This window comes from Actinomadura sp. NPDC049382 (assembly GCF_040677125.1).
Taxonomy (GTDB): Bacteria; Actinomycetota; Actinomycetes; order Streptosporangiales; family Streptosporangiaceae; genus Spirillospora; species Spirillospora geliboluensis.
The window spans coordinates 38,979-51,454 of sequence record NZ_JBFARO010000054.1; the positions used below are offsets into that span (position 1 = coordinate 38,979).

The window sequence follows — 12,476 nt, forward strand, 5'->3', positions numbered from 1 at the left end:
ATCCTGGACGCGTCGCCGCGCGACGGCCCGCATCGCCCGCCCGGCGGCGGTTACGCTCTGTCTCCGTGGCCGATATCGCGCCGGGCGCCGTGCCGAGCCCCAACATCTGGAACTCCCCGCAGGTCTACGAGCTGGAGAACCGCGCCGTCGACCCGGACGGGGTCCTCGCCGACGCGATGCGCGCGATCCGCCCGTGGAAGGGCGCCGACGTCCTCGACGTCGGCTGCGGGACGGGCTTCCACCTGCCGTTCTTCGCCGCCGACGCGCACCGGGTGGTCGGCGTGGAGCCGCACGCCCGGCTCGCCGCGGCCGCCGCCCGCCGGGCCCGGGACCTGCCGAACGTCACCGTGCGGGTGGGCGCGGCGCAGGCGCTGCCGCTCCCGGACGCCTCCGTCGACGTCGTGCACGCCCGGTGGGCCTACTTCTTCGGGCCGGGCTGCGAACCGGGCCTCGCCGAACTCGACCGGGTCGTCCGGCGCGGCGGGGCCGTGTTCATCATCGACAACGACGCCACCCGCTCCACGTTCGGCCGCTGGTTCCGGCGGAGCCTGCCGAAGTACGACCCGGAGGCCGTCGAGCGGTTCTGGACGCGCCGCGGCTACGCCCGCGAGCCGCTGACGATCCGGTGGGCGTTCCAGAGCCGCGACGACCTCGCCGCCGTGCTGCGGATCGAGTTCCCGCCCGGCCTCGCCGACGCCTGCCTGCGCGAGCATCCGGGCCTGGAGGTGGACTATGCCGTGAATTTGTGGTGGCGTTGCCCCTGAGTTACTGACTAGTTGGTCATACGGGAGGACCGACATGGGCCGTGTCACTGCCGGGAGAGCCTTCGGCGGGCTGCTGGCCGCCACCGCCGCCGGCGCCGCCGGCGCGGGCGCCGGGCTGGTCGCCCAGCGCCGCGCGATGCGCCGCCTCCAGCTGCGTCCCGACCCGTTCGCGGGCGAGCCGTTCGGCTCCCTGCGCGGGCGGCCCGTCCCCGTCCGCGCCGACGACGGCACCCGGCTGTACGCCGAGATCGACGGCGACGACCGCACCGACCTCGCCGTCGTGTTCTCGCACGGCTGGACGCTCACCCAGGACTCCTGGCACTTCCAGCGCAAGGCGCTGCGCGGCCTCGGCCGGCTCGTCTTCTGGGACCAGCGCGGCCACGGCCGCTCCGACGGCGGCGACCGGGACGGCTACGCCATCCCGCGGCTCGCCGCCGACCTCGCCGCCGTCATCGAGGCGACCGTCCCCGCCGACACGCCCGTGGTCCTCGTCGGCCACTCGATGGGCGGGATGACGATCATGCGGTACGCCGACGAGCACCCGGAGCTGGTCGGCCGCAAGATCCTCGCCGCCGGGCTGCTGTGCACCTCGTCCGGCGGGCTCGGCGAGATCACCCTCGGCATGCCCGCGCTGCTCGCGCGCACCACGCACCGCGTCCTGCCGCGCGCCCTCGACGCGTTCGGCGCCGGCTCCGGCGCCGTGGAGCGGGTCCGCCACCTCGGCCGCGACGCCGCCACCCTCGTCGAGGACCTCGTCGCGTTCGGCCCCGACGCGAGCCCCGCCGCGGTCGCGTTCGCCGAGCAGATGATGACCGAGACCCGGATGGACGCGTTCGCCGCCTTCCTGCGCTCGATGATCACCACCGACGTGATCAGCGACTGCGCCGCCCTCGGCGGCGCCGACACCCTCGTCCTCGGCGGCGAGAACGACATGCTCACCCCGATCGAGCACAGCCTCAAGATCGCCTCGTGCGTGCCGTCCGCCCGGCTGGAGGTCGTCCCGACCGCCGGGCACATGGCCATGATGGAGCGCCCCGGCGTCGTCTCCGACCACCTCGGCGACCTGATCGAACGGGCCCGCAAGAACACCTGACCCGCGCCGCCGCGGGCCCGCTGTCGCAGGCGGGCTCTACGCTTCCGTCCCATGGCGAAGGCGAAGACGGCCAAGGCGGCCTACCGGTGCTCGGAGTGCGGCTGGCAGACGTCCAAATGGGTGGGGCGCTGCGGCGAGTGCCAGACGTGGGGGACGGTCACCGAGGCGGCGTCCGCCACCCCCGCGCGGGTCGTGACCGCCGGGCCGGTCAGCGCGCCCGCCCGGCCGATCGGGCAGGTGGACGTCCGGTCCGCGAAGACCCGCCCCACCGGCCTGGACGAGCTCGACCGGGTGCTCGGCGGCGGCATCGTGCCCGGCGCCGTCCTGCTGCTCGCGGGCGAGCCGGGCATCGGCAAGTCGACGCTGCTGCTGGAGGTCGCCGCGCTCGCCTCCACCGGCCCCGAGGGCAACGGCGACACCCCCGCCAAGAACGTCCTGTACGTGACCGGCGAGGAATCGGCCGAGCAGGTGCGGCTGCGCGCCGACCGGGTCGGGGCGATCACCGACCGGCTCTACCTCGCCGCCGAGACCGAGCTGTCGGCGATCCTCGGGCACATCGACGCCGTCGAGCCCACGCTGCTCGTCGTCGACTCCATCCAGACGATCGGGACGTCCGAGGTCGACGGCGCGCCCGGCGGCGTCACCCAGATCCGCGAGGTCGCCGCCAACCTGATCAGGGTCGCCAAGGAGCGCGGCATCACCGTCGTCCTCGTCGGCCACGTCACCAAGGAGGGCGCGATCGCCGGGCCGCGCCTGCTGGAGCACCTCGTCGACGTCGTCCTGTACTTCGAGGGCGACCGGCACTCCCGGCTCCGCATGATCCGCGCCGTGAAGAACCGCTACGGGCCGACCGACGAACTCGGCTGCTTCGACCTCTCCGAGGTCGGCATCGTCGGGCTGCCCGACCCGAGCGGCCTGTTCCTCACCCGCCGCGACGAGGCCGTCCCCGGCACCTGCGTCACCGTCACGCTGGAGGGCCGCCGCCCCCTCGTCGCCGAGGTCCAGTCGCTCGTCGCGAAGTCGCACCTGCCCGCGCCGCGCCGGGCCACGTCCGGCCTCGACACCTCCCGCGTCGCGATGGTCCTCGCCGTCCTCGCGCAGCGCTGCAAGATCTCCATGCACGAGCAGGACGTGTACGTCTCCACGGTCGGCGGGGTGCGGCTCAACGAGACGTCCGTCGACCTCGCCCTCGCGCTCGCCGTCGCGGGCTCCACCGTCGAGCAGGCCCTGTCCACCAGCCTGATCGCGCTCGGCGAGGTCGGCCTCGCCGGGGAGGTCCGCGTCGTGCCCGGCGTCCAGCGGCGGCTCGCCGAGGCCGCCCGGCTCGGGTTCAAGCACGCCGTCGTCCCGCGCGGCTCCCTCGAACTCGCCGACGGGTCCCCGCTCAAGCGCGCCGACCCGCAGCTCAGCAGCTACGAGGGCATGAAGGTGATGGAGGTCGACAGCCTGAAACAGGCGCTCCAGGTCGCGTTTACGGCCCCGTGAAACGGGTCACGCCAGAGTATTACTCCACACAACGCACGCTTGCGACCTGGGGAGGAACCAGTGCGCGGCCCTCCTCGGTAAACTGACGCCGTCCAGCGACCTCCGGGGGTCAGGTGCCATCACACGACAAGGGTCATGACGAACGACGCCGCGCCACCTTGGCAGCGGTGGCCCCGGGCACCCAGATCCGCGACGGACTGGAGCGGATCCTCCGGGGCCACACCGGCGGCCTGATCGTGCTCGGCTACGACAAGGCGGTCGAGGAGCTGTGCACGGGCGGCTTCGAGCTCGACGTCGAGTTCTCCGCGACCCGCCTGCGCGAACTCGCCAAGATGGACGGCGCCATCGTCCTCGACGACAGCCACAGCCGCATCGTCCGCGCCGCCGTCCACCTCGTGCCCGACTCGACCATCCCGACCGAGGAGTCCGGCACGCGGCACCGCACCGCCGAGCGCGTCGCCCGGCAGACCGGCCTGCCCGTCATCTCCGTCAGCCAGTCGATGCACATCATCGCGCTGTACCTCGACGGCATCCGCTACGTCCTCGAAGACTCGGCGGCCATCCTGTCCAAGGCCAACCAGGCCCTGGCGACGCTCGAACGCTACAAGCTGCGGCTCGACGAGGTGTCCGGCACGCTCTCCGCCCTCGAGATCGAGGACCTCGTCACCGTCCGCGACGTCAGCGCCGTCGTCCAGCGCCTGGAGATGGTGCGCCGCATCGCCGACGAGATCGAGGGCTACGTCGTCGAGCTCGGCACCGACGGCCGGCTGCTGTCCCTCCAGCTCGACGAGCTGGTCTCCGGCGTCGACGCCGACCGGGAGCTGATCGTCCGCGACTACCCGTCCGACGACACCCGCGCCCGCGGCGTCGGGGCCATCCTGGCGTCCCTCGACACCCTGTCCGCCAACGAGCTCCTCGACCTGTCCACGGTCGCCGAGGTGATGGGCTTCGCCGGCCCGGACGCCCTCGACCTGCCCGTCAGCCCCAAGGGCTTCCGCCTGCTCGCCAAGGTCCCCCGGCTGCCCAGCATGGTCGTCGAGCGCCTCGTCGAGCACTTCGGCGGCCTGCAGAAGCTCCTCGCCGCCAGCATCGACGACCTCCAGGCCGTCGGCGGCGTCGGCGAGTCCCGCGCCCGCAGCGTCCGCGAGGGCCTGTCCCGCCTCGCCGAATCCTCCATCCTGGAACGCTACGTCTGACCCGCGCGCCTCAGCGCAGCCGGAAGATCTGCTTCTCGACCTTCGTGCCCTTCAACTGGGCCACGTAGGTGCCTGGACGTACGCTGACCTTGCCCTTGCAGCCCCGGGTGCGGTCCCACGTGACGTTGTCGACGAACGGGATGCCGCGGCGGAGCGTCTCCTTCGGGGCGGCGCCTCGCCGGCAGCCGGCGGACGACCAGATGCGATCCGAGCCCGACGTGATGCGGACGTCCAGCCCACCCGTGTCGAACTTGCAGGAACCCTGGCCGGTGTTGACGACCGTGACCCTGAACTCGGGCCGTGCGGAGCCGCTGTAGGTGCTCTGCAAGGCGGACATGTTGATGACCAGGTCATCGTCGTCGCAGGGGCCGCCGTCCTTCTCGGGGTCCGGTTCGGGCGTGGTCGTCGTGGTGACCGTGACCGTCGGCATCGCGGTGGGCGGGGGCGGCGGGCTCGCGCTCTCCGCCGCGCCCGCGTTCCGGACCTGCTCGCTCCCGCCCGTCCCGGCGCACGCCCAGGCCAGCAGGCCGACCGCGCCCAGAACGGCGGCCAACGCCACCGCCCGACGCCGCCAGTACTGGTCCAACCCAGAACCACCCGAGTGACGCCCAGTATTCGGAAACATACGGGCAGTATGCATTCGCGAGACCAGAACTAGGGGACGACCCGCCGCATGCCACAATGGCCGCGCGCCATGAACCTGAACTCCGTCTACACCGCCCCGATCCTCGCCTGGTACGAGGCGAACGCCCGGGACCTCCCGTGGCGGGCCCCGGACGCGACCCCGTGGGGCGTCCTCGTCAGCGAGATCATGCTCCAGCAGACCCCGGTGTCGCGCGTCCTGCCCGTCTGGGACGCCTGGATGGCCCGCTGGCCCACTCCCGCCGCGCTGGCCGCCGAACCGTCCGGGGAGGCCGTCCGGGCGTGGGGGCGGCTCGGCTACCCGCGCCGGGCCCTGCGCCTCCACGAGTCCGCTCGCGCGATCACCGAACGCCACGGCGGCGAGGTGCCGTCCTCCCACGCCGACCTGCTGGCACTGCCCGGCATCGGCGCGTACACGGCCGCGGCCGTCGCCAGCTTCGCGTTCCGGCAGCGGCACGCCGTCCTCGACACCAACGTCCGGCGCGTCCTGGCCCGGCTGGTCTCCGGCACCGAGTACCCGCCGAAGTCGCAGACCAGGGCGGAGGTCGAGCTGGCGGAGAGCCTCCTGCCGCCCGACGCGCCGACCGCCGCCCGCTGGGCCGTCGCCGCCATGGAACTCGGTGCGCTCGTCTGCACCGCCCGCACGCCCCGCTGCGTCGACTGCCCGGTGCTCGACCAGTGCGCCTGGCACGCGGCCGGACGCCCCGCCTACGACGGCCCGCCGCGCCGGGGCCAGACGTACGCCGGCACCGACCGCCAATGCCGCGGCCGCATCCTCGCCGTCCTGCGGGACGCCGAGGGCCCGGTCGAGAAGCCGGCCCTCGACGTCGTCTGGTCGGACGCCGTCCAACGCGAACGCGCCCTGGACGCCCTCATCGCCGACGGCCTGGTCGACCCCCTGGACGACGGCCGCTACGCCCTGCCCCACTGAGCGTCAGGGCAGCCCGATCCCGGCCCGCTCCGCCTGCAGTTCGGACCGGACGAGTTCGAGCAGCCGCCCCACCCAATTGCGGCCTGCCCCGCCGCGCGTGTTCCAGTGGTCGGAATCCGTCCCGCTGTAGGCCAGGGGCGCATCACCGGTACCGACCAGAATCTCCGCGAGATCCGGATGCTGCGCGTACTTGGCGCGCAGGAGACCGGCCATCACCGCCGTCCGCGCCTGCGCCCACCCTTGGACGCGCGGCGCCTCCTCAGCGGCTTTCCGGGCACCATAACCCCGCTCAGCCGCACAAATCAGCTCGCGAGCACCAGCATCGTCGGTGGAAAGTGCCCAGTATGCATGCTCAACAGACGGATAAACAACACCGCCGACCTCGATCGGGCGCGGGTAATCGTTCTGGAGCACATCAATTCCAGCGTCTTCCGGGAACCCCTTCGGATACACGCGCCCACCGAAGTGCAACGGCCCCGCCACCGGCTCCACCGGGTCGTCCGCCGGCCGCTTGGCCGCATACTCCGCGCGATCACGGCCCCTTCTGGCGAAATACTCCAGCGCCCATTCTCGCTTGGCCTCGGTGACCTCGTCATCGCTGAACCACCCGCCTATCGGTGACTCACCGATATCGGTGCAGAGGTAGACCAGCGGCCGATCCTTGTTGTCCATGTCCCCCAGCGAGTAGTGCCGCTTGTGCGCGGGGATCGCCAGGTAAGCCTCCCGCAACGCCAGCCGATCGGCCTCGTCACGCGACTCCAGATACCGGTCCAGCACGGCCAGGCACCGGCCGGTGGAGTCGGGACGTCCGTTCAGCCGCTCGATGTCGTCCGCCACCTCGCCGAGCAGCATCTCCGCCGTGAGACCGAACATCGGCTCGGCGGCCTTCCAGCGCCCCAGCTCGAACGCGCTGATCTCGCCGCCCTCGGGAACCTCCGTCACCACCCAGCCGGAGTCGAGCTTCTCCCGCAGGCCGTCCAGATCGACCCAGTCCCAACAGTTGATCGCGCCGTCCGCGAACACGAGCAGGTCGGTCAGGTGGTACGACATGTTGTGGATGAAAACGGGCCGCGCAACACCATCGATGCGCCGCCCGTCCTCAACCCGATAGATCCGCTGCACCTCAAGAACTCCTCAACTACAAGCTGAGCCCGAGCGCCACCAACAAGGGCGAACACCCGAAACAAAAAGACCGACCTCACGAGCCGGACCACGATTGCCCGCCGCCCACCTCGGTCAACAACAATGGCCGACCAACACTCACATCGAACCCACTAAAGCTCCAAGCACGGCACCCAATCGGCCACTCAAGTCAACGCACCAAGACCCTATGTCGCATCATCAGCCGCGCGCTGGAGCCTGACTTGGCGTTCCGTTTCGACGAATCCGAGTGATCGGTAGATCCGAATCGCCTCGCCCTCCGGATCTGCGACGATCACGAGCGTCCGTGCTCCCTTGGACATGGCCTCCACCCCGGCGAAGTGGACGAGCGCGGAGGCCAGACCGCGTCGACGAAACTCGGGATGGGTCTCGACATGCTGGTACCGGGCGAGCCCTCGGCCATCGAGGACGACACCCAACCCCGCGCGCATCTCGCCGTCCACGAACGCGCCGAACCAGGTGGCGTCGCCCACCTCGCACATGCGCCGTTCCTCAGCGAGTTTCGCCATCACGAACGCCGCGTTCTCCTCCGACGGCTCCGACTCATCGCACGCGTGCCGCAGCCGTTCCGCCTGCTTCCAGTCGTCATCGATCAACGGACGCAGAACCGCTGGCGCCACCGATCCGGGGGCTCGAAGCGAGGAAGCCGTGAGCACCGCATCGGCCTCGACACCGATCCCGAACCGCTCCCATTCCGGGCGACGGCCCGCCTCGCCCTCGGTCCCGTCCACACCGATCGCCAGGTGAGACGCCTCCGGGAATTCCGCAGCGAAGATCTCGGGAGCCTCCGTGAGCGCGTCGGGAGCGACGAGCACGAAGTTGCCCCACCAGAAATTCGGGTTAGCGGGCGTCCGCACCACCTGGTGGGACGGGTGATCAACGATGACGGAGCCGGCCAAGCGGCGGATCAACAGATCCGTGCGAAACGCAAGAGATCGGACCTTCACCTCGCAAGCCTAGCCACGAACCAACCACCCCAACGAGACCACCAGCTCACCTGCGCACCTGAGCAAGGACCGGACATCCCAGCCTCCCCGCCACCCCACGGATAATCGTTGGTCAGCTCGCCGTGGGGGGCCGTAGCGTACCGCCGTGCGCGATCTGCTGAGCCTTCCCAAAGCACACCTCCACGTCCACCTGGAGAGCACCGTCCGGTGGGGGACGCTCCGGGAGATCGGCGCGGCCAACGGCGTGGACGTTCCCGACCAGACGGCGGCGCTCGGCGACTTCACCTCCTTCTTCGCGCAGAACGATCTCGTCCGCGCCTGCCTGCGGCACCCCGCCGACTTCCGGCGGATCGCCTACGAGTTCTGCGCGGACGAATCCGCACAGGGCGTCCGGTACGCGGAGGTCTCGTTCACGGCCGCCGGACACGGCGAGCGGCTCGGTGACCTGGCCATGCCGCTCCAGGCCGTCCTGGAGGGCCTGGAGGCCGGGGAGGACGCATTCGGAATCGAGTGCCGCCTCATCCTCGACCACTCCCGGCGCCGCTCCGTCGAGCGCGCCTGGCGGACGCTCGACCTCGCCCGGCGCCACGACCGCGTGGTCGCCATCGGCCTGGCGGGCGACGAGGCGCACCCGGGAGACCCGTTCACCGAGGTGTTCGCCGCCGCCCACGACGCCGGCCTGCACGTCGTCCACCACGCCGGCGAGGGAGAGGGCCCCGCCAGCATCCGCCAGGCCCTCGGCCCCGGCCGCGCCGAACGCCTGGGCCACGGCATCCGGATCCTGGACGACCCCGATCTCGTGGCCGAGGTCAGGGAACGCGGAATCCCCCTCGAAGTGTGCCCGACCTCCAACGTCGCCCTGGGCTTCGCCCCATCCCTGGAGGAGCACCCGCTCCCCCGCCTCCGAGACGCGGGCCTGATCGTCACGCTCAACACCGACGTCCCCGCCCTGATCGACACCTCCCTGACCACCGAGTACACCCACGTCCGCGACACATTCGCCTACAACGACCACGCCCTAGCCGACCTGGCCAAAGCAGCCGTAGACGCATCCTTCGCCCCACCCACCACCAAAACCGACCTCCACCAGGCCATCACCACCTGGCTAACACCCCCCTAACCACCCCCTCCCAACACCCGCACCCCAGCGGGGAAGCCACCGCCCCGCAGGAGAAACCACCGCCCCGCAGGGGAAACCACCGGTGCGTGGCAGGCGATGACCCGACTGGGCGATGAGACCTGTCTCATAGAGGCGCTCACTCCAACAAGCCGCGGAACGCGACCATCCACGCACAGACCTGCCCCCGGCCCTGCCACCGCCACCGCCACCGCGTCGGGCACGGCACGCCTTGGCCTCCCGGCCCCGCCGCTCGCCGACCGCTGCCCCTACCAGCGCCGTCCCACCGCCCGTCAACCCACCACCCGCCGAACCCGCACTATCTGTTGGCGCACCGGCCGCCGCCCCGCTCCAGGGCACGACACGCCATGACCTCCCGACACCGCCGCTCACAGGCCCCGTCCCAGCAGGCCCTGGCTCGCCGCCCGCTGGTTCACCGTCTCGGCAGGCGCGAGGGGGGCACCGGTTGACCTGCCGTTCTCGCACAACATGCCCGGCGGCGTCGTCTGCTCACGGTCGGCTGATCTGGGGTCATGTGGTGGTTGGACGGCTGGTGGGTCGACGCCTGGGGCCGTCGTCAGGGGGTGGGGCCTGGACGGGACGGGGAGTGTTCGGTCGGGATCGTGTGGAGGGGGCCGGTGCGGATTTCGCGGAGGAAAGGGTCGGTGTCGTCCGCCCACTGGGTGGGAGTGCGGACGACCGGGTGGACGGGGATGCCGAGCCTGGCGGCGGTCTCCTGGGCCGCGTCGAATGCGGCGTCCGGCTGAAGGTCGCCGATCACCAGTACTTCTACGTCACCGGACTGCTCACCGGCCGGGTGCTCGTAGCGCTCGGCCCAAGCGCCGAACAGGTAGAGCTCCCGGACGGGTGAGAGCTTGCCGAACTCCTCCGCCACCACCGCCGCCGGCCCGAACGTCAGCATGAGGAGGTGGGCGAGCGGCTGGTAGAGGGGGCTGGTCGTGTCGCGCGTCACGAGTCGTCCGGCCATGGTGCGGCGGAGGGTGAGGATGCCCGCTCGCGCCAGGCGTTCGACCTCGCGCATCACGGACGCGAGGTCGGTGCGGAGCATCACCGCGAGGTCGAGCATCGACATTTCGCGGACCGGCCCCAGCAGCAGGCGCGCGAGCAGTTCGCCCTGCAGCCGAGACCGGAAGATCGGGAGGCGGTCCGGCGCTCGTGCCCGCACGTCGCGCCGGAACGCCTCCGCCATGCGCGCCTCGGCGGTCGGCGCCTGCGCTCGCCGCCGCCGGAACTCCGCCGCCGCCCCGACCATATTCGATCGCATGTTCGAACACTATGCCTCGCCTCCGACATCTCCGGGCGTCCACTGGAATCGTCCGGGACGGCGGGAGCGCCGGGAGGTGGAATCGGATTCTGTGGACAGCCGGTGGACGAGCAGCGGCCGAGACCGGGGACATGGGCCGGGTGTCGGTGTTCGTCCGCGCCTGCGGCTTCTCGTCATGCGGCCGGTGTGGGGCCGGAGGCCGTCCGAGGCGGTGGGCGCGTTCTCAGGCGGGCGCCGGTGGGGCTTCGGGTTCTGGGAGGAAGAGGCAGAACGGGTGGCCGACCGGGTCCAGGAAGACGCGGACGTCGTCCTCGGGCTGGAAATCCGCCAGGACGGCACCGGCGGCCTTCGCGCGCTCGCAGGCGGCCTCCAGATCGTCGACCTCGAAATCGAGATGGGCCATGATCTGCTGGCTGCCATCGGCGGCCGGCCAGGTGGGAGCCCGGTAGATCGGCTCCGTCTGGAAGGACAGGCCAGTGCCTCCGCCGGGCGGGCGCAGTTTCACCCAGTCCGCGTGCTCCTGGACGACCGTCCAGCCCAGGAGGCGCTGGTAGAAGCCGGCCAATGCGTGGGGGTCCGGGGCGTCCAGGACGGGGGCGGACAAGGCTATGCCTGGGGAGGGGCTCACGACTGCTCCTGCATGTCTCGGATCTGCCGGCTAGGCGGGTACTTCTTCCCGCGCGGCCTCCGTACATGCGGGCCGTTGACAGACTGCATGCGGAAGGGCCCGCAGCCGGTTGGTTCCGGCTACGGGCCCCTGCGCGTTGGGCTATGCGATTGTGGGTCAGTCCTTGTTGAAGTTGACCGCGCCTTCGATGGGGGGCGGGCTGTCGGGGACGCCGGTGGGCTTGGGCACGCCCTTGAAGGTGAACTTGGCGTTCTCGGCCGTGTCGGGGTTGTCGGGGTCGAAGCCCTCGGTGCCCACGATCACGATCTGGCCGGGCTTGAGCTCGCTGTAGAGGATCTTCTCCGACAGCGTGTCCTCGATCTCCCGCTGGATCGTGCGCCGCAGCGGCCGCGCCCCCAGCACCGGGTCGTACCCGCGGAGGGCGAGCAGGTCCTTGGCCTCCTGCCGCAGCTCGATGCCCATGTCGCGGTCGCGGAGCCGCTCGTCGACCTTGGCGATCATCAGATCCACGATCTGGATGATCTCCTTCGGGGTGAGCTGGTGGAACACCACGGTGTCATCGACACGGTTGAGGAACTCGGGCCGGAAGTGCTGCTTGAGCTCCTCCGACACCTTGGCCTTCATCCGCTCATACGAGCCCTGCTCGTCGTTCTGCCGCGCGAACCCCATCGACACGCCCTTGGAGATGTCCTTGGACCCCAGGTTCGTGGTCATGATGATCACGGTGTTCTTGAAGTCCACCACACGCCCCTGGGCGTCGGTGAGACGACCGTCCTCCAGGATCTGCAGCAGGCTGTTGAAGATGTCCTGGTGCGCCTTCTCGATCTCATCGAACAGCACCACCGAGAACGGCTTGCGCCGCACCTTCTCGGTGAGCTGGCCGCCCTCCTCGTACCCGACGTAGCCGGGCGGGGACCCGAACAGCCGCGAGACCGTGTGCTTCTCCATGAACTCCGACATGTCCAGCTGGATCAGCGCGTCCTCGTCCCCGAACAGGAACTCCGCCAGCGTCTTGGACAGCTCGGTCTTCCCCACCCCCGACGGGCCGGCGAAGATGAACGAGCCGCCGGGACGCTTGGGGTCCTTCAGCCCGGCGCGGGTGCGGCGGATCGACTGCGACAGCGCCCTTATCGCGTCCTCCTGGCCGATGACGCGCTTGTGGAGCTCGTCCTCCATGCGCAGCAGCCGGGTCGACTCCTCCTCGGTCAGCTTGAACACCGGGATCCC

12 protein-coding genes are annotated in these 12,476 nt (G+C 71.0%); 6 read left to right on the forward strand and 6 right to left on the reverse strand.

Translation table 11 applies throughout. The features are described from left to right. The first annotated feature begins 65 nt into the window (after nucleotides 1-65). The 4 genes from AB0K34_RS27230 to disA all read left to right on the forward strand — a co-directional run bounded on the left by AB0K34_RS27230 (nucleotide 66) and on the right by disA (nucleotide 4,538). Nucleotides 66-764 carry a class I SAM-dependent methyltransferase gene (locus AB0K34_RS27230; protein WP_364551698.1) on the forward strand — a complete coding sequence of 233 codons (699 nt, stop codon included), beginning with the start codon at nucleotides 66-68 and terminating at the stop codon, nucleotides 762-764. A 34-nt stretch (nucleotides 765-798) separates the two neighbouring features. Continuing rightward, on the forward strand, nucleotides 799-1,857 hold the full coding sequence (locus AB0K34_RS27235) for an alpha/beta hydrolase (RefSeq protein WP_364551700.1): 1,059 nt from the start codon (nucleotides 799-801) through the stop codon (nucleotides 1,855-1,857). Nucleotides 1,858-1,908: 51 nt separating this feature from the next. Further along, nucleotides 1,909-3,342, forward strand: a complete 1,434-nt coding sequence (gene radA / locus AB0K34_RS27240; RefSeq protein ID WP_138635326.1) for a DNA repair protein RadA — start codon at nucleotides 1,909-1,911, stop codon at nucleotides 3,340-3,342. 113 nt (nucleotides 3,343-3,455) lie between these two features. After that, nucleotides 3,456-4,538, forward strand: coding sequence for a DNA integrity scanning diadenylate cyclase DisA (gene disA / locus AB0K34_RS27245; RefSeq protein WP_138635325.1), 1,083 nt, complete (start codon nucleotides 3,456-3,458; stop codon nucleotides 4,536-4,538). A gap of 10 nt (nucleotides 4,539-4,548) precedes the next feature. On the opposite strand, the gene AB0K34_RS27250 is transcribed toward disA, so the two are convergent. Next, complete coding sequence (locus AB0K34_RS27250; RefSeq protein ID WP_364551703.1) at nucleotides 4,549-5,097, reverse strand: hypothetical protein; 549 nt, start codon at nucleotides 5,095-5,097, stop codon at nucleotides 4,549-4,551. A 135-nt stretch (nucleotides 5,098-5,232) separates the two neighbouring features. Here AB0K34_RS27250 and AB0K34_RS27255 point away from each other — a divergent pair, with 135 nt between their 5' ends. After that, a complete protein-coding gene (locus AB0K34_RS27255) occupies nucleotides 5,233-6,111 on the forward strand; it encodes an A/G-specific adenine glycosylase (RefSeq protein WP_364551706.1) in 879 nt (292 codons plus the stop codon). A 3-nt stretch (nucleotides 6,112-6,114) separates the two neighbouring features. Here the strand turns inward: AB0K34_RS27255 and AB0K34_RS27260 are convergent, their stop codons facing one another. Together AB0K34_RS27260 and AB0K34_RS27265 are read right to left on the reverse strand one after the other, a co-directional pair. Continuing rightward, entirely contained in the window at nucleotides 6,115-7,233 is a 1,119-nt protein-coding gene (locus AB0K34_RS27260) for an NADAR family protein (protein WP_364551709.1), read from the reverse strand. Nucleotides 7,234-7,439: 206 nt separating this feature from the next. After that, nucleotides 7,440-8,219 (reverse strand): GNAT family N-acetyltransferase, encoded by a 780-nt coding sequence (locus AB0K34_RS27265; RefSeq protein ID WP_364551711.1) that lies wholly within the window; start codon nucleotides 8,217-8,219, stop codon nucleotides 7,440-7,442. 145 nt (nucleotides 8,220-8,364) lie between these two features. Between AB0K34_RS27265 and add the strand changes: the two genes are divergently transcribed. Then, nucleotides 8,365-9,339: an adenosine deaminase gene (gene add, locus AB0K34_RS27270; RefSeq protein ID WP_364551714.1), complete on the forward strand. Its 975-nt coding sequence runs from the start codon at nucleotides 8,365-8,367 to the stop codon at nucleotides 9,337-9,339. A gap of 574 nt (nucleotides 9,340-9,913) precedes the next feature. Here add and AB0K34_RS27275 read toward each other — a convergent pair. From AB0K34_RS27275 to AB0K34_RS27285, 3 genes are all read right to left on the reverse strand, one after another. Continuing rightward, the gene (locus AB0K34_RS27275) at nucleotides 9,914-10,621 is read right to left on the reverse strand and encodes a hypothetical protein (protein WP_364551716.1); all 708 of its coding nucleotides are present in this window, start codon (nucleotides 10,619-10,621) and stop codon (nucleotides 9,914-9,916) included. Nucleotides 10,622-10,844: 223 nt separating this feature from the next. Continuing rightward, nucleotides 10,845-11,249, reverse strand: a complete 405-nt coding sequence (locus AB0K34_RS27280) for a VOC family protein (RefSeq protein ID WP_301176830.1) — start codon at nucleotides 11,247-11,249, stop codon at nucleotides 10,845-10,847. A gap of 156 nt (nucleotides 11,250-11,405) precedes the next feature. After that, nucleotides 11,406-12,476, reverse strand: a 1,071-nt coding sequence (locus tag AB0K34_RS27285; RefSeq protein ID WP_364551719.1) for an AAA family ATPase, incomplete at its 5' end; no start/stop codon positions are given.